This window comes from Photobacterium sp. DNB22_13_2 (genome assembly GCF_052873915.1).
The window spans coordinates 107,359-125,468 of record NZ_JBNNXU010000007.1; the positions used below are offsets into that span (position 1 = coordinate 107,359).

10 protein-coding genes are annotated in these 18,110 nt (G+C 47.5%); 7 read left to right on the forward strand and 3 right to left on the reverse strand.

Translation table 11 applies throughout. The features are described 5' to 3' along the window. Nucleotides 1–32: 32 nt before the first annotated feature. Nucleotides 33–1,610, reverse strand: a complete 1,578-nt coding sequence (locus ACVA58_RS12645; RefSeq protein WP_446510793.1) for an EAL domain-containing protein — start codon at nucleotides 1,608–1,610, stop codon at nucleotides 33–35. 257 nt (nucleotides 1,611–1,867) lie between these two features. Here ACVA58_RS12645 and ACVA58_RS12650 point away from each other — a divergent pair, with 257 nt between their 5' ends. The 4 genes from ACVA58_RS12650 (at nucleotide 1,868) to ACVA58_RS12665 (ending at nucleotide 9,115) form a co-directional block, all read left to right on the forward strand. Then, nucleotides 1,868–2,851, forward strand: coding sequence for a SphA family protein (locus tag ACVA58_RS12650; RefSeq protein WP_446510794.1), 984 nt, complete (start codon nucleotides 1,868–1,870; stop codon nucleotides 2,849–2,851). Between the two features lie 567 nt (nucleotides 2,852–3,418). Further along, a complete protein-coding gene (locus tag ACVA58_RS12655; RefSeq protein WP_446510795.1) occupies nucleotides 3,419–4,138 on the forward strand; it encodes a hypothetical protein in 720 nt (239 codons plus the stop codon). 276 nt (nucleotides 4,139–4,414) lie between these two features. Continuing rightward, on the forward strand, nucleotides 4,415–8,743 hold the full coding sequence (locus tag ACVA58_RS12660) for an IPT/TIG domain-containing protein (RefSeq protein ID WP_446510796.1): 4,329 nt from the start codon (nucleotides 4,415–4,417) through the stop codon (nucleotides 8,741–8,743). Between the two features lie 90 nt (nucleotides 8,744–8,833). Further along, nucleotides 8,834–9,115 carry a hypothetical protein gene (locus ACVA58_RS12665; RefSeq protein ID WP_446510797.1) on the forward strand — a complete coding sequence of 94 codons (282 nt, stop codon included), beginning with the start codon at nucleotides 8,834–8,836 and terminating at the stop codon, nucleotides 9,113–9,115. A 59-nt stretch (nucleotides 9,116–9,174) separates the two neighbouring features. Here ACVA58_RS12665 and yidA read toward each other — a convergent pair whose 3' ends face one another. Further along, nucleotides 9,175–9,987 (reverse strand): sugar-phosphatase, encoded by an 813-nt coding sequence (gene yidA, locus ACVA58_RS12670; RefSeq protein ID WP_446510798.1) that lies wholly within the window; start codon nucleotides 9,985–9,987, stop codon nucleotides 9,175–9,177. A gap of 471 nt (nucleotides 9,988–10,458) precedes the next feature. Here yidA and ACVA58_RS12675 point away from each other — a divergent pair, with 471 nt between their 5' ends. The 3 genes from ACVA58_RS12675 to ACVA58_RS12685 all read left to right on the forward strand — a co-directional run bounded on the left by ACVA58_RS12675 (nucleotide 10,459) and on the right by ACVA58_RS12685 (nucleotide 15,764). Then, nucleotides 10,459–12,915, forward strand: a complete 2,457-nt coding sequence (locus ACVA58_RS12675; RefSeq protein ID WP_446510799.1) for a family 20 glycosylhydrolase — start codon at nucleotides 10,459–10,461, stop codon at nucleotides 12,913–12,915. Between the two features lie 255 nt (nucleotides 12,916–13,170). After that, nucleotides 13,171–14,649, forward strand: coding sequence for a putative basic amino acid antiporter YfcC (yfcC, locus tag ACVA58_RS12680; RefSeq protein ID WP_446510982.1), 1,479 nt, complete (start codon nucleotides 13,171–13,173; stop codon nucleotides 14,647–14,649). A 110-nt stretch (nucleotides 14,650–14,759) separates the two neighbouring features. Continuing rightward, a complete protein-coding gene (locus ACVA58_RS12685; RefSeq protein ID WP_446510983.1) occupies nucleotides 14,760–15,764 on the forward strand; it encodes a succinylglutamate desuccinylase/aspartoacylase family protein in 1,005 nt (334 codons plus the stop codon). 114 nt (nucleotides 15,765–15,878) lie between these two features. Here ACVA58_RS12685 and ACVA58_RS12690 read toward each other — a convergent pair whose 3' ends face one another. Beyond that, a complete protein-coding gene (locus ACVA58_RS12690; RefSeq protein ID WP_446510800.1) occupies nucleotides 15,879–18,104 on the reverse strand; it encodes an FUSC family protein in 2,226 nt (741 codons plus the stop codon). Between the last annotated feature and the right edge of the window lie 6 nt (nucleotides 18,105–18,110).

Sequence of the window (18,110 nt, forward strand, 5' to 3'; positions counted from 1 at the left end):
CCCAGCGGAATGACAAGTATTGCTGGGCCGGTTTAGTTTTTATGGTTATAGCTATTCGCCAAGGCCTTATAATCACAAATATTTAGAGGCTTACTGTGTAAGTAGCCCTGACTGAAATCGATCTCAAGCTGACGCAAGAAATTTAACTGCTGCTGGGTTTCTACGCCCTCAGCCACAATGCTGAGATCCATCGATTTGGCAATACTGACGATGTGTTTTATTAAGCTCTGCTTGAGAGACGGTGTCTCTGCTCCCCAGATGAAGCTTTTGTCAATTTTCAATGTATCGACGCTCAGCTCTCGCAAGCCCTCTAAATTAGAGAAGCCTGTACCAAAATCATCGATAGCGACTTTGAAGCCCAATAGTCTTAATTGACGGACGCCTTCTTGAAGGTCTGAAAGGTTCATGATCTGTTTTTCGGTTAGCTCTATGGTAAAAAGAGAATAGTCCCTTACCGAGAGCTGCTTACACAGAGTGCGTAACAGGTGGCCTGATGCAATGTCATCGGGAAACGCATTGAGTGCGACTCGGTACTTGCCGAGCATGTTTGCAGTTGATAGTTCTTGGATGCACTTTGTTACGACCAAGCTGGTTAGTTCGCGGGTCTGATTGTTTTCTTCAACAACATGGATGAATTTATCGGGTTGGAGTAACTCACCCTCAGCATTGCTCCAGCGGCAAAGTACCTCACAGCCGGCCAATGATAAGTCATTCATTTTAACAATGGGCTGGTAGTTTAACGTTACTTGCTCGGGCGTTAGGCCAATACGGACTTGACGTGTAAGGCTGTACAACCATGCATAAAACCGTGTTGAGTAAATGGTTGTTAGCATAAGTATGGTAATTAGCAGCATCGATAAAATGAAAATGACGTTGGGTTGGCTTTTTAAATATTGCTTTATATCAATCGCAATAACCTTGCATTCAGTACTCGGTTTGATGTCACAGCTTTTGAATAGCCAGTGGCCAGATTCGTACCACTGTTGGCCTGAGTTGTGCTGTGTATGGTCGCTGAGTTGAAAGCCTTCTGTGCCATAACTATAAGCTGTTTTGCCATCGACCAAACCATAGACACGGTACTTCAACCAAGAATATTCTGTTTGGCTGGCTCCTCGTTGGTAATCAAGGAATGCCAAAAAGTCCCCTTTTTGGACTGTACGCCCAGTCAAAAAACCTTCAAAGACAGGTATACCTTGTTCTAATATCACTTTCACATCCATCTGAGTAACCCAATCTGGATCTTTTAATGGCATGGGGTTGTGAAGTGTGCCCATGTAGGCCGAACAGACAATTTTGTTATTTTGCACCAATGCGAAATTTGTCAGATTTTTTGCCTTGAAATCTGTCGTTTGCAACTTATGAACCAGTTCTTTATTGCATACATAAGGGGGAAGGAACGCTTCATTGAGAGGCGCTAAATGCTTTTTTATATCATGGTTGAAGCCATTTGAAAGGGCGTCAATTTGGCTTGATGTGGAATCTTGGTAGTTTTTCCAGCTGCCAATGACAGATATAGAAATAAGAGGGAAGATGATAGCAAGTGCCAGTAGCCAACTGAGTAATACAAAATAAGGTTCTTTGATATGGGCAAGCCCCTTAATTCGTCCCACTGTCATTTCCTCTCAATCGAAGCGTAATTTGAAAGTCGGCTATCATAATCATTGTGAATGTATTGTCTACGATTTAATTGAATTGAACGGGAATATATGTGCAAACAAAGACTCCAAACTTTATTAAGCGTTAAAAATAAACAAGACGGATCTACTTTTGATTAACCCAATGCCTAACCGAAATCAGTTTAACGACTGAGTAATTTTTAAAATCTCATCTATATTTCAATCTATTGAGGGTATTAGGGATATCTTTTATGCGCGCCATCTTGGCCAGCAGCTTTTTTTTGTTGTGTTTGGTTTTATTGTTACTCACTTCGTTGGGGATGCTTCCTCGTAAAGTGAAGGCTGAGGAAGGAGTGAGTGGTCACTACCGGCCCGGTAGCTTGTCATCAAGGTTCAATAAACTCCCGCCCAGTCATTCAGTCAAAACTTATGTGGATTTGAGTAAGTATGAGGGTAATACTCAGGGCGGACTCTCTATACCGCTGGCCGGATTGGTAGTCACTGATTTGGATGTTAAATCCCAAACGTCTTCTTTGAATTTCACCTGGAATCCGGGGATAGAATTGAAAGGTGGTTGGCAATATGCAATGGCTATTTCTTTGCCATATAGCTCGGTAGAGGTTTCTGCTCGTGAATCAAATGATGCTGGTGGTCGCGGTCAACGGCAGCGAGACAAAGACAGTGGCCTTGGCGATATTATGTTTTCGCCGCTGATGCTGGCTTACTCAATATCTGAATATTGGCAATCTGAGTTTCATTTCAATATTTACGCTCCGACGGGCAATTTTGAGGTTGATAAACTAGCCAATGTCGGTAAGAACTATTGGAGCTTTTCTCCTGTAGCTTGGTTGCAATATATTGAACCGGTAACCGGACAGGAGTTTACGGTGTCTGCTGGGCTTGATTGGAATAGTAAGAATGATGATACCGGTTATCAGACTGGGGCTCAGATGCACATTGACTCGACGGTGATTCAATATATCCCGCTATTGCGGGGCTTTACGGGAATTGGCTTATCTGGCTACTGGTACCAACAGATCAGCGCTGACTCTGGAAGTGGGGCGGTACTTGGCGATTTCAAGGCAAAAGCTGTCGGACTAGGGCCTGTACTTAGCTACCAATCAAAGTGGTCTGGGCGACCTGTGCGTGTAGAGTTCAAGTGGATCAATGAGCTGGAAGTACAAAACCGGCCAGAAGGTGATCTGATTTCACTGAAGCTTTTAGCTCAGTTTTAGGAGCTCTATTTTCACCTTTACGGACACCTCTATGCCAAAAATTAAATTCCTTGAAAATGTGTATCACATCTAAGACACATGATGTATTAGCATCCCAAAAGTATTCGCAATCACTAAGCTCTGAGTATTATACCCAAGTTACCTCAAGGTGCAGAATTCAGAGGGTTGTCAGCGCCTTCAATCCGAGGCGAAGGTTTGCAGAAATGGCAGTCCCTTTCAAAAAGCTTCAACGATGGAGCGAATGGGCTGACAACCTCCCGAAGGGCGAGTTTTCTAAGCTCATATACAGCGTTATTGTTTTTTGATTTAGAGCCACTAGATCTTCAAAACAATGCCCTGTCTATAAGCTTATAAATTCTCGCTGAACCTGCATCTTGAAGTAGCTTGGGTATAAAACGTTTCCCACCGGACGGGATAACTTTTCTTGTTACATCCCGCTGTAAAGTTACGCAGATAGGCTGTAGCAAAATGATATTATTGCCTATGGCCGTTATGCATGCTTTTTCCGCGACTACGCTGCAAAACCGACTTAGGCGCTTTCAATTATTTTATTGAGTTGATGTGGTTATGGCAGCAATGATGTATCAGCCGACGTTCGATCCTATCGAGTCGCTGAGTGATGAGCAGTTGCAGCAAGCAATTGCCGATAGGCTTAACAAGCAGTTAAATAATAAGGATGTTGCCAATAAAACTGCACAGTTCTTTATGGATTCTTTACTCAATTGGCACGCTGAATCAGTATCTGTTACACAGGTAGAAAGCATTCTCGCCTTTGCATTTGGTAATCGTATAGCCCCCAATGGCAATCAACACCCTGGCCCGATGAATGAGGCGATTGCTGATACGGTAGTAACGCTATATCGCCAAAAAAGTGTTCCAGTTTATGCCCAATGGGAAGTCGCTGAGGCCATCGGTAGTCGAATTCCCGCCCATGATCTTCATGCTATTTATCCTCGCCTTTCTAGTAAGGGCAATACAAAATATCTGTGTACCTTGGGAGTCGCTGAGAAAGCGGTATCAATAGCAGGAAGTGTTTCTAATTTGGGTAAAACGGCGGTGATTGCTTTTTTCGAACACAGCCTGCGTACCGTAGATACTGCGCGTGATGCGGGTATCGAGGCGTATTTGCCGCTTGGCGTAGATATGCCACGCCAGTTTGACCCTGATTCAGGACAGGCCTGGACACGTGATCAGCAAACCTATGTCATGCATGAAATCCGCACTCGTGCTACCAATGAGCGCGATCGACTTATCCAAAGTGCGGGATCTCATGACAACTCGAAGTAAGTTTTTGATATTAAATACCTAGTTACTTAATGGCCTATGCCTTTCTCCCGCTAATGAAAGGCATTGCCCGTTATTTACATTATGAGCAATTATTTGCACATAACATTTTCCTGCCTTACTCAATAACTGAACCGCATCGAATAATTGTGCTTGCAAGTCCTGCTTCCACTTTTGCAAATGTTACTTTCCCCGACCTGTGTCTAGTTGAGCACTGCGCTTAACACTAACCATCCGGGCATAACCACATTTACAGGAAAAGGGATAAAGGATTATTCAATGAGGAAACGTCACCTTCAACAGCCAGTGAGGCAAAGCGTCACATTGGCTACAGCTATCATTACCAGCGCACTGCTGTCAGGATGCTTCGGTGGGGATAGCGACGGAAGCAGCTCAACGCCAACAACCACACCTAATCCGGAGCCTACACCGGATAACAATACGATTGAGCTAGTTATTAAATCTTCTGAGTATGCAGCTATTAACCGAGCGATAACCTTGAGTGCCGCCGGAAGTACCACGGAAAATGGTAGCGCGCTCACCTATCAGTGGCAGTTCGTTGAAGAGCCGGGCAAAGAAGCTGGCAACATCCTGGCTCCGTCGTCTAGGAATACCCGTTTTCTCGCATCGGTCGAGGGGAATTATACGATTAAGCTGACGGTGTCAGATGGTGAGTATTCCCGTTCGGGAACCAAGACGCTATATGTCGATTATGATGGTGACGGCATTCCGTCAAGCCGCGACTTGGACATTGACGGGGACGGCGTGCTAAACGCCGACGACCAATTCCCAGAAGATATCGCGGAGTGGATCGACTCTGATGGAGACGGGGTCGGCAACTATGCCCAGGGCGATGAAGATGGCGATGGCGAACCCGACCAGAGTGATGCCTACCCGTTTGATCCTGAGCAGCAGGATTTGTTTGTTTATTCTGAAGTGGAATTTAACGGCAACCTTTATCCTAACGGTAACCAGCTGAACCGCACTTATCCATTTGCAGTAACGGGAGCAGTCGAATCGGGCTCAGGTTATGAAGTGGATACGGATTATTTCCTGTTTGACGCCAAGGCCGGCGATATCATCACCTTGCTGCTGCATAAAACCAGCAAAGAATTTGCCCCATCTCTGGCCCTTCTGAGCAGTGCTGGCGCCAGCTTGCCAACCGTAAAAGTTGACTGGAAGCACGAAGATTACCTTGCGGTGAGCTCACGCATTACTGTCGATGGACCCCATGCCTTCTCGGTAGCCGATATCAATAATGCGGCATCGGAACAATTTAGCTACCGGGTTCGCGTGTTCAAAGACAGCGATATGGATGGGCTGTCCGATGATACTGAACTGGCGCTAGGCATGCAGCCAACCAACCCGGACAGTGACGGCGATGGCATCCTCGACGGCTTGGAACAACTGCTCTCTGCTGGATATGTTGATCAGGATGGTGATCAGCTGCCGGCCTGGTGGGATCTTGATAGTGATGGCGATTTAATTGACGACTCAGTTGAGGGCGTGCAGGACATTGATGGCGATGGAGTGGCTAACTTCCTCGATACGGATTCCGATGGCAACGATATTACCGATGATGTGGAAATCGGTGTTGACCCGATATTGCCTGAGGACTCAGACAACGATGCTATTTTGGATTTCCTTGATACTGATGATGACAACGATAGCCTCAAGGATATCAATGACAATGATCGTTTGTCTCCATTAGAGCAGGCAGAGCCGGGAGATAAAGAAGGTCGCCTGGTAGTCACAACTGTCACGGTGATCACCACTGATAGCAGTCATGCCATAGAAGGTGTTGCTCGCTGCGGAGATACTATTCGCCTCGAGGGTGAAGGGTTTGGCACAACACCAATGATCGCATGGCAGCAAGGGGCTGAGCTACTAAACCTTGTACCACAAGTCGATGAGTCAGGTGTCCTGACATTCACCGTACCGCAAAATGCGCAATCAGGAGAGATCAAAGTGTCTAACGGCGGGAAGATCTCCTACCCTCACCAGATCACCGTGGTGGATGCCGATAGTCCATTGCTGTTTGATGTGGAAGTCACTGGCGATGTGGGTTATGCCTTTGCAGGTGAGAGTATCACTTTGCAAGGGGTAAACCTGAGTGCGCCATCCGTCAGGGTGAACTTGAATGGTGTGGAGTTGATCCCAACATCTGTTTCCAATAATCGTATCCGGGTTACCCTTCCGCTGGATGCTGCCAGTGGCGTGGTTGCCGTGGTTAGCGACGTGATCTCTAACCGCCTGCCCGTTGAGGTTCGCCAGCAGACGGGAGGCAGTGTCGTCTTGCCATCGGGGTCGACCTTGGCCTTAGATCAGCTAACGGCTGAGTTTCTGGGGTCGTCAGACAGCGCTGTTGCCGCTAATGGCAGCTTCGTCTTGCCAACACGGAACCAGGGAGCAACAACTGTCCACCTGTTTGCACCTGAACAAGCAGGCAGGGAGCCGGCGATTTTCCTAAGTGGTGTCGTGCTGCCGGGGCAGAGTACCATTGAAATCAGCCCATACACCATGGCGGCTGGCTTGGTGTATACCAGTATGGGGCTAGAGGCAACGATCCATGCTGACGACCAGCGTGCAGTGATGGACGTATTGCTAAACTCGACCCGGGCATTTGGTGATTACCTTGACGAGAAGCTAGGGCAAGATCCGTACTACCTCGAAGACTACCGCCGGGCAGACTTTACCGACATGTACCTGAAGGCTATCGAAGCGGCTGGTAGCGCTGTAGATTCAGCGCTGTCACAGGGTCAGCTACGCCAAAAAACGGCTCCGCAGGTGAGTGCTAAGTCAATCGTTGCTTATGCAAGCCAGGCTGGGGGCGCAGAAGTGACGCCACAGCCTTTCCAGCAAGATTTCGGAGTCAGCTTCCAAGACGCTGGTGACAGCGTCAACGGTAAAATTGATATTGAAAATGATACGATGATGTTTGCCGACTATAAGCTGCTCAATGCTTATAATGGCAAGATAATCCGGGATTATGCCAACAGCTATTTCTCCTCTGACTTGCTCGGGCCACAGGGCGGGATCTTCAGCTTCTACAATGCCAATGTGAAGGCGGAAGATCTCAAACACCGCTCGGCAGATCTACGACTGTACACGCCAGGCTTCAAAGGTGAGGTGTGGAGTTTTTACAGGCTGTCACCATCCTACAAACTGGCGGTTCGCACCTTCATGAGCCAGGCGTTTGTGCCGGTGGTCAATACTGTGGTAGGGCTGCGAATGACAGATAGCACCACCAGTAAAGTGCTTGATATCCTGTTCAAATATGGGCTGGTTGATGCCGTTGAGTCTGGTTGGAGCAAGGGGACGGTAAGCGGCTTTGCCGAAGGTGTCGGCGCGATGATCAACAAATCGACAACGTCTGTTTATGAAGATGTTGTCAAAGCGGTCGCGGTAAACCAGGGGCCTGCTGTTGTTAAGAAGATGGCGGTAGCACTGGGCATGAAACTGACACCATGGGGAAGTGCAGCGACGGTGGTTTCGGTAGGCGGTACCGCGGTGGACTTGGGTAAGCTGGCGACAGATATTGCCACCACCAGCAGTTACCTGGAGTTCCGGGTGAACTTCCCGATTTCGGTACAGGAGGTAACACCGTCGGTGATCATGGTTGATGGCGAGCCAAAAGATGTTGCCCTGAAAGGGCAGGGTTTAGACCCGGTTATTAAAGGCAGTATTTTCGGTGCGACGACCCACAAACCTTCAGTGACCTTTACTGATAGCAAGCAGGAAAGCCATACCGATGACGCGCCAACTTATGAGTCTTACATCGTGGGGGCGGGAGCGACAGCACCAGTATCCCCGCTGAAATTTCGCCTGCCAGCTGATTACCTAGACAAGGCCGAGTCACCGTTATCGGTGAAGTTATCCCACCATCTGCTAGACAGGGATCCGTTTGTTGATGACTTGGTAGAGGTTGAGCTGGATACCCAATTCACGATTGAGTTGGTGAAGGAGCTGACACTTTCAGCACTTGATCCCTCGACTGGGGCATGGGGAGAAACGGTAACCATCTCAGGTGCCGGTTTCTCGCGGATCATTACCGATAATCGGGTATTTTTCACCGATGATGAGGGACAGCCTGTTGCCGCGATGATCACTGGGGCGACGCCTTCGGAGCTGACGGTTGTGGTGCCAAATGGTGCCGAGACGGGTGATGTGTGGGCCGAGGTCGTGAATGTCAACGGCACCCAGCAGAGCAATACGTTGCCGTTCGAGCTGGAGCAGCAGACTTACACCTTTACGTTTGGCGACAACGGTGCAGCGAATGATGACACCTATGCCTTGTATGTTAATGGCCAGCTGATCCGTACAATGGCAAGCCCCTCCCGTTCGGTTAGCGCCGATGTGCCGCTGACGCCGGGGGTGCACCAGGTTGAATTGCATGGTATCACAGCCCCAGACCGGATCGGTACTTACTACGTCTCGTTCCCGGCAGGAGTGACCTTGATCAGCGGTGATGCGATGACAGGCTCGGATCTCACGGCAGGTAAAGTGAAGCGGTATTCGGTGGAAGTTCAGCCGGTAGCGCCAGCGAAAGCAGGGGCAAAATCACTGCGCAGGACTGGAATGCCAGTGCCTATCTTATGGGATGAATAGCCCTTGCCGATAAGTAGTAGTATGTAAAAAGAAAGGCCGAGTCATCGGCCTTTATTATTTGCCTTAGCAAGGCGTCATATAGGAAAAACGATGGCAATAAACAAGAAACATGCTTTTTTTTGGGGGGCTGTACTGTTTTTTCCCCAGTTGCTCTTGTGGGTGATTGACCTGACAGCTGAATCAACGAGCTTTATCAATCATCGCCTTATTGGTGAGCAATGGCCTTGGTATGCCAGAGTGTTGGTATTGCTGCCGGGACTTTGCCTGATGGCATATAGCCAATACCCCCGTAGCCGATTGGGGAAGGTGGGGCGGTGGATTTACCGCTTAATTCTGTGGGTGAAAAAAACTAAACGCTCTCATGAAAGTTAGGCTTTTATATATTATAGGAGGCCAAGACGAATAGCTGTCATTGACCTCCAATAGTTAGCTTATGCGTTGTTCAGCACAAACTCTTCAATCACTTTCGCCACACCATCGTTGTCGTTAGTATCAGTTACGTGGTTGGCAATCGCTTTGATATCGTCGGTGGCGTTGCCCATCGCCACACCCAGACCCGCGTATTTGATCATGTGATGATCGTTGCCGGCATCACCCATACAAATCACTTCGCTGGCATCCAGACCCAAGTGCTCGGCAAGCATGGCAACACCTGTGCCTTTGTTACTGTTTGCATTCATTAGCTCAAGGAAGAATGGGGCACTTTGGACCACAGTATACTGTGAGTAAAGACTCTCAGGCAGTTGGTTGATAGCCGCGGTAAGTACTTCAGGATCGGCCACCATCATTACTTTGATGACTTCTTCATCGTCTGCAAGTTCTGCAAAATCCAATACTGTCGTTGGTACGCCATTGATCACCGATTCATGCTCGGTATATGTGTTGTTCTCTGGGGTGATCAGCCCACGCTCTGGCGTGAAGGCATGGATGAATGTACCGAAATCATTGGCTAGGCTGGCGATGTTCTTGGCATCACGGCCCGTCATGATCTGCTTGCGGATCACTGTTTTGCTCTCTACACGCTGTACTAAAGACGCGTTGTAGCTCAGGACATAATCATTTTCGCCTGTCATACCCAGTTCATCGAGGTATTTGGTCATACCTTCAAGCGGGCGGCCAGAGGCCAACACCACATGAACACCATTGTCGCGTGCCGCCTGAATAGCTTGTTTGGTTCGTGGAGAAATGACTTTTTGCGAGTTAAGCAATGTGCCATCCATATCAAGAGCAACCAGTTTATACATGGATTTGTCCAATCAGTGAAAAATTTTAGAACAAGCATACTAATCAATTTTTGTGATCAACTCGACACCCATTGATGATGTTGCTGTGACATTTCGAGGCAGTGTTGATATGTGTCAATCACATTTGTCGAAAATCACTCTTGAGGGGGACTTCCTTACCTTTTATTAAAGTGGAATGAAAGTATAAGTTTATGAATTAAAGTATAAAAATAAGACTTTGGTTGCTTGGTTTCTAACATGTATTAAGTGGTTGTTTTATCTGTGTATATATCTTGTTGTATCAACAGAATGTGTGAAACTATCAAACAACTTATAAGGATTTGTGGTTTTTCTCACTGTTTAATTCGCATGGCGAATTTAATATTTCGTCATCTAACAAGGGGTGAGTGTTAATGGTATCCAGCCATACCCCAAATAGCACGCTGGATACCAACCCCAATAAATAATGATGAGTATGTCTGAGGAATGATCATGAAAAAAACGATCTTGTCTGCTTTGGTTATGGGTGCCATGTTGTCGCCAGTCGTTAATGCTGGTGCCCCGAATACTGACTTGAATCTAATGCCGTATCCGCACTCTGTGGAACTGCGTGAAGGCAAGGTCGAAATTGATAGTAACTTCAAAGTGTTTATCAAAGGTTATCAGTCTGAGCGTGTAACATTTACCGCTAAGCGTCTTCTTAAACGTCTTGAACGCCAAACCGGTGTACCGATGCTAAACCCATATGTGGATAGCGAAGACAAGGCCACATTGGTGATTGATATCGATCAGGCACCGAAAACGGCTGTTCAAACTGTTGAGGCTGACGAGTCTTATACCTTGACCGCCAAGAATGGCAAGATTGTATTGGCTTCAGAGCGCCCTTACGGTGCTATCCGTGGTATCGAAACCTTGCTTCAGTTGGTTGAAATCGACAGTACAGGTTACTTTGTACCGGGAGTGACCATTGAAGATACGCCGCGTTTCCCTTGGCGTGGTGTGTCTTACGATACGTCTCGTCATTTTGTTGAAATTGATGTGATAAAGCGCCAGCTAGATGCAATGGCGTCGGCGAAGATGAACATATTCCACTGGCATATCTGGGATGATCAGGCGATTCGCATTCAATTGGATAGCTACCCGAAGTTATGGCAGATGACCTCGGACGGTGATTACTACACCAAAGATGAAATTCGTGGTGTGGTGGAATATGCCCGTAACCTTGGTATCCGAGTGATCCCTGAAATCTCATTACCAGGCCACGCCTCTGCGGTTGCTCATGCATACCCGGAGTTGATGTCTGGCGGGGAAGGGCAAAGCTATCCACATCAGCGTGAATGGGGAGTTTTTGTTCCGTTAATGGATCCGACAAACCCAGAACTATATACCTTCTTAGGTAAAGTCTTTGATGAGGTGGTCGAGCTGTTCCCTGATGAGTACTTCCACATCGGTGGTGATGAGCCAAACTATGCCCAGTGGACAGAAAGCGAAGAGATTCAAGCTTACATTAAAGACAAAGAGCTAGACGGTAACCATGGCCTACAGTCATACCTCAACTCCCGTGTGGAGAAGATGCTCGACGAGCGTGGTAAGAAGATGATTGGCTGGGATGAAATCTGGCATAAAGACCTACCGACTTCGATTGTCATTCAAAGCTGGCGTGGTCATGACAGTATTGGTCGCGCAGCAAAAGAGGGTTATCAGGGGATCTTGTCTACTGGCTACTACCTCGATCAGCCGCAGCCAACCAGCTACCACTACCGTAACGACCCAATGCCAACAGGTATTACGGTTGATGACAAGCTGCATGCAGGCGAAAAATTTGCGACTTACGAATGGCAGAAACCGCGTACCAAGGGTGGACCGCGAAAGGGCCTGATTACGATTATCGAAGATAAAGAGGGCAACTTCCGTGCATTTACCGACTATAACGGTAAGTCACGTGAAGAGGTATACATTATTGAGTATGTGCCGGGTAAAGTGTTCCGTGGCCATTTCGATAACTTCATGTCTTACACCGAGTTTAATCTTGTCTTTGATGGCACTGAATTAGCTGAAAATAGCTACCAGCTTATCGGGAACGTGCGTTGGCCAACCACAGGCAAGCTGATTGCCGGTACTGATATTGAAGGGGCGGTGATCCCTGAGCCAAACGGCGGTTACCCTGCTGATTTGACCGAAGATGAGCAGAAATTAATCCTTGGCGGTGAAATTACAGCATGGGCAGAGAACTATGATTCACAGACGGTTGAAAATCGCCTTTGGCCTCGTAGCTATGCGATTGCCGAGCGTTTCTGGTCTCCAGTCGAGCTGACAAATGAAGACAGCATGTACAAGCGAATGGCAGTGATTGATAACTGGTCTGAGATTTCACTCGGTCTTCAGCATCACAATAAAGCCATGATGATGTATAAACGCCTAGCAAATGGCCAAGATGTCCAACCGCTGGTGGTACTGGCTGAGTACACCGAGCCTGCCCAATACTACGCGCGTAACTGGGAGAAATGGATCCAGACACCGAACCATGGTGACCTATATAACCAGTATGAGCGCCTAAATCGTTTTGTTGATGCGTTGCCAGTTGAAAGCCATGCGGTTTACGAGATGGAAAAACTTGTCAGCCAGTATGCTGAAGGTAACAATGAAGCTTTAGATGCCTTAAAGGTGCACTACGAGACGGTGCTGAAAGCAGCTCAGCAAGCTAAGCCAATATTGGCTGCTAACGTGGCTTCGGTAGACAGTGTAGTCATTGCTGAGAAGACCATTGATGTGGCAGAAATGGGTCTGACGCTTATCGCTAAACTGGAGAATAACCAGTCAATCAGCGAAACAGAAAAAAGTGAATACCTAGTTAAATTAAACGATGCGGTAAAAATTTACGATGAAGCGATAGTGGCTATCGTAAATCCAACGGAATTGTTGGTGATTCTGCTTAACAGCAAAAATTGATATTAGTTTAATTCATCATATTGATATCAATGCAATAAAAGCGCACCTGAAAGGGTGCGTTTTTTGTTTGTGTGCGGTTTATCAAAAATACAATCATTCATCGCAGTGATATAGTCGTCAATATATCAGTTGTGAAAAATATAATTGACATTGTATGCATAATTAACGATATTTTATGCTTCATTTTTAAGTGGTAGATGAAGAATAATAATGAGCGATACAACATCGGACGTTGTCCAAAACAAAACCTGGAAAATGCCAGACACTCTGGTATTGATCTTCTTTATTGGCCTGTTGGCGACAGCAATTACCTATGTCGTACCGGCAGGTATGTTTGAAACCCAAGATATCTCCTACATTGCCGACGGGGCGGAAAAGACCCGTACAGTGCTGGATCCTGAATCGTTCACCTACGCGACAGATGAGCAGGGCGAGCTGGTCTACAACAGCGTCGGCCTGTTTGCCAGCGGCGGTGGTATTGGCCTGATGAACTTTGTGTTCGAAGGCTTGGTTTCCGGTTCGAAATGGGGCTCAGCGATCGGCGTTATCATGTTCATGTTGGTGATCGGCGGTGCATTTGGCATCGTGATGCGCACCGGTACGATTGATAATGGCATCATGCGCCTGATTGACCGGACCAAAGGCAGCGAATCCCTATTTATTCCCGTGTTATTTTCCTTATTTTCACTGGGTGGCGCTGTGTTTGGTATGGGTGAAGAGGCGGTCGCATTCGCTATCATCATCGCCCCATTGATGGTCAGAATCGGTTATGACGGTATTACCACAGTGATGGTTACTTATGTCGCGACCCAAATAGGTTTTGCTGCATCATGGATGAACCCGTTTTCGGTAGCAGTGGCTCAGGGGATTGCTGGCGTGCCGGTACTTTCCGGTGCTTCGGTACGTGTTGGGTTGTGGATCATGTTCACCATCATCGGTATTGCATTTACCATGTGGTATGCCAATGGCGTTAAGAAAGATCCGACCAAGTCTTTCAGCCTCAAAGGTGATGTCCACTTCAAAAATCAAGAGGCGTCTGTCACGTCATCTCGCTGGAACTTGGGTGATTCCCTGGTCATGTTCACGGTTGTTGCAACCATGATATGGGTGATCTGGGGCGTAGTAGCGCATGCTTGGTATATCCCTGAAATCGCGTCGCAGTTCTTTACTATGGGTTTTGTGGCTGGTTTGATTGGTGTCGTCTTCCGCCTTAATGGCATGACGGTCAATGATATGGCTGATGCGTTCAAAGAGGGTGCAAGCATCATGTTGGCGCCGGCACTGCTGGTAGGTAGTGCCAAAGGTATCCTGTTGATCTTAGGTGGTGGTGGTGACGCAACCGAAGCCAGCGTGTTGAACTCTATTCTAAGCAGCGCAGGTAACGTTATCGGTTCATTACCAGAAGTCATGGCTGCATGGCTGATGTATGTATTCCAGTCGGTGTTCAATTTCTTTGTAACGTCGGGCTCAGGACAGGCGGCGCTGACTATGCCGTTGATGGCACCGCTGGCTGACTTGGCCGGTGTTACCCGTCAGGTCGCCGTGCTGGCCTTCCAGTTAGGAGATGGTTTCACCAATATCATCGTACCGACGTCTGCTTCTCTGATGGCAACGCTGGGTGTCTGTCGTATTGACTGGGGGGATTGGGCGAAGTTCGTCTGGCGCTTTATTGCTCTGTTGTTTGTATTGTCGAGTGTGATTGTTGTAACGGCACACTTAACAGGTTTTGCTTAACAGCAGAATAATCGATTAGAGTGGATGGGCAGGAAACTGCCCATTTTTTTTCAAACTACATTGTGCAAACTATAAATTTCGTTTTAATGGGGATGGAGAGTATGGCGGAAATGAAAACCCAATATACTGATGATGTTTTACAGGGGCATCAGGTGATCACCCGATTGGATGTCGATGAATTGCCTATGGGGTGCCATCGTTTTTGGTTTCGTCCTCAAGAAAATGGCATCGGTCAAAGTTGGCATCTCCCGGTAGTGGTTTACCGGGGCGAGCAGACAGTCAATGCGCGAAAAGTAATGATTACGGCCGGAGTGCATGGTGACGAGCTAAACGGAGTGGTCACGGCTCAGAAAATTATCCAGCATCTGGCAGAGCAGTCGGTGATAGGGACCGTGGTGATCGTACCCACTGTGAATGTATCAGGCATGCTGATGCACACCCGTGATTTCATTATGTCCGATCCCGATGCATCGCCAACGAACCTTAACCGTATTTTCCCAGGGAACCCTCAAGGTGACGCAGCCCAACGTTATATTGCTTCGATTTGGTATGACTTGTTAGCCCATAATGCTGATATCGCGATAGATCTGCATACCCAAACGCGCGGTGCAGCGTACCCTCTCTATGTTTTTGCTGACTATCGCATTCCGCAAACTGTCAAAATGGCCCGCCAGATGAACCCTGATTGTATTTTCGATGATCCGGGCGACGAAGGGGTGCTGGAAACAGTTTGGAATCGCAGTGGTATTCCGTCAATCACGGTCGAGGTCGGTGCTGGTAAGGTGCTACAGCCTGATATGATTGCCCGCTCGCTCGATGGGGTGCTCAACATCCTCAAGTCAGAAGGAATGCTGGAAGGAGAAGCCAGTAAGCCACAACATGAGTGTTACGAGGGTAAGCAGATCTTCACCGTACGTGCGGTACTCGGTGGCTTTGCTTTACCGAAGGTAGAGATAGGTGATCAGGTTGAGTTGGGTCAATTGGTTGCGGTTCAGTACGATAGCTTTGGTGATGAGATACAACGCTATCACGCACCGACAAATGGCTATGTATTGAGTGTTAATCTCGACCCAATGCGTGAGCCGGGCACCTTGCTAGTTCGGTTGATTCAATAAATTTACTTGGGTACAACCCCGTTGATTTAACTTGAACATTAGCGTTACCCAATCAATACGCCACCGAAATCATTACATCATAAGAAGAGCTGGTGGCGTATTTTATGGCAGAAGTTATATAGCAAATGGCTGTAGGCGAAGGTAGTGGATTTCACTGTTTTGCACATTGACACCAAGTGCTTTCAGCGAGCTAATAAGTAACTTCAATGATGTAAGCATCCGGTAACTGGCATCAACGTTGTCTGGGCTGAGGGAGAACTGCAACACCGACTCTGAATCCAACCCGATCAAATAGCCCTGTAGTTCACTGAGTAATGCATCAAGCTTGTATTGATGTGGCGTGATCTCTTCGCTAATGGTGGTACTTTCCAAAATAGTACTCAGGGATTCGATGGTTCCAGTAATGATTCCGTCTAACGCATGGTGGTGGGATGAATGCCGCCATTTTTTGTAGTTATCCTCGAATACACGATACAGAAGACAGGCTTGATACGCATTGGTGATCACGGCTTGTACCCTTGTTGCGTTGACTTCAGGGTAAACTGCCCAGTTAATTCTGTGTGCCGCATTTTCTGCCATCGTCACTGAGCGCAGTGGATTTTTCCTTATCACAAACCTTTTTCGGACAGAGCAAATCTCTTGATTGGCATCCCTTACATTAGGCTTTTTCAATGATTGGAGATCTTGTTGTAACCCAAAACGAAAACGACTGATATCACGTAAGAATGTTGATTCTGGTGTACCTGAAAATACGAAATAGTTTACGAAGAAGACAACGAGCATCACAATACCAATCAGCATTAATTGCAACAGCCCGGATTGAATATCGTAGACTGGAGTGAGTTGCATTGCCCCGCTGGTCATCATTATCAGCAATTGTGTTCCCAGCATTCTTTGCAAGGCTTGTTGAGGTTGATGGAGCACGTACCAGATAACAAAGGCATTGATGAAATAAAATGCAGATAGCTGCCACACTTCAGTCAACATAGGCATTAGCAAAACATACTGAGCCAAGACGAACAATGACCAGCCGAACATCGAAAACAACAAGGTTCTAACGTTGGCAAAAGGCAGTGAAAAGACAACGCTACTGAGTATAGCGCCGAGCAGAACAATCATTGCACCTCCTGGCATCGGAACCAATATCCACAAAGCGATACATATCCAGATCACCAAACAAGCTTTGAGAGCGTTGATGGCACTGTCAGGTCGAAAACACCAGATAGTGTTTTTGCTGCTGGCTCGTTGGCTTTTACTTGTGCTTCGTTCAACTCGTTGAGCATTGACTTGAATCTCACTGTCAGTGACCGCGGTCAGTGTCGTCAATATATTGAATTGCAGCCGGTCAATGTCTGTCAGCAACGAACCTAGCAATATTGTTGCGCCATGGTGGTCACGGCTGCCACAGGCAGGAACGCTACCAATAGGTGGAGTCGTAAGTAAGAATACCTCACGAGGTGTTACTGGAATATCAGCCCCACTAATGCCCGGAATATCTTCGAGCATTGCCAAGGCACTCCTTGCCCTCGTGTTTAACCGCTCCAGTAATGACGCGATAACGGTAGATTGTTCAGGCGTCATCTTATCTTTTGTCAGGGTGCTGACTTCGGCTAAATGTCCGCACAGTAAGGCCCATTGATGCAGTTGGTTGAGCAGTGTTTGCCATTGCGGGAGATCACGGGCGATATGGTAGCTATCGGCACTGGCCGCGTAGAGCAGATCTTCCAATCGGGTTAATTGCTTCAGGCTATCGCTGAAGGTGAGTTTTTTGGTAAAGGTGCTGTGCTCATCCAGTTCAGCTATGGCTGTTTGTAATTGTTTGGATTGATGCTCAAAGTACAATTTAAGGGTTGAAATAACGACATGGCGGCTGGAGCTCGGCCAAAGCAGGCTGAACACTAAGGTAAAGCAAAGAATACCCAGTACTGTTTCCTGTACCCGCAGCACGGCCATGGAAAAGGTCAGCTCGGGGAGTAATTTGCCCATAACGACCACCAATGAACAAACCATCAGGCAAATCGTCCATATATAACCATTACGCGGGTGGCCTTGCAGGTAAATACAGACGGCGGCAAATAGGCTATAGCTAACCAAGAATGCCAGCGGTTGTTGGGCAAAAAGCCCAACGAGCGTGAAAGCGGCCAAGACACCGAGCAAGGTACCCAAAAGTCGGTGCCGCCCCTTTTTCAAAGAATGCCCAGAGGTTTCGGTCGCGGCCATGACAATGACCGCAAACCCGGCCCAATAAGGACGTTCCCAACCCAGCCAAAGCGCACTGACAATGGCCAGCGTCAGGGCAGTGGCCACTTTAAGTGGCAAGATACAGCGCTGATTGAGCATAGCAGA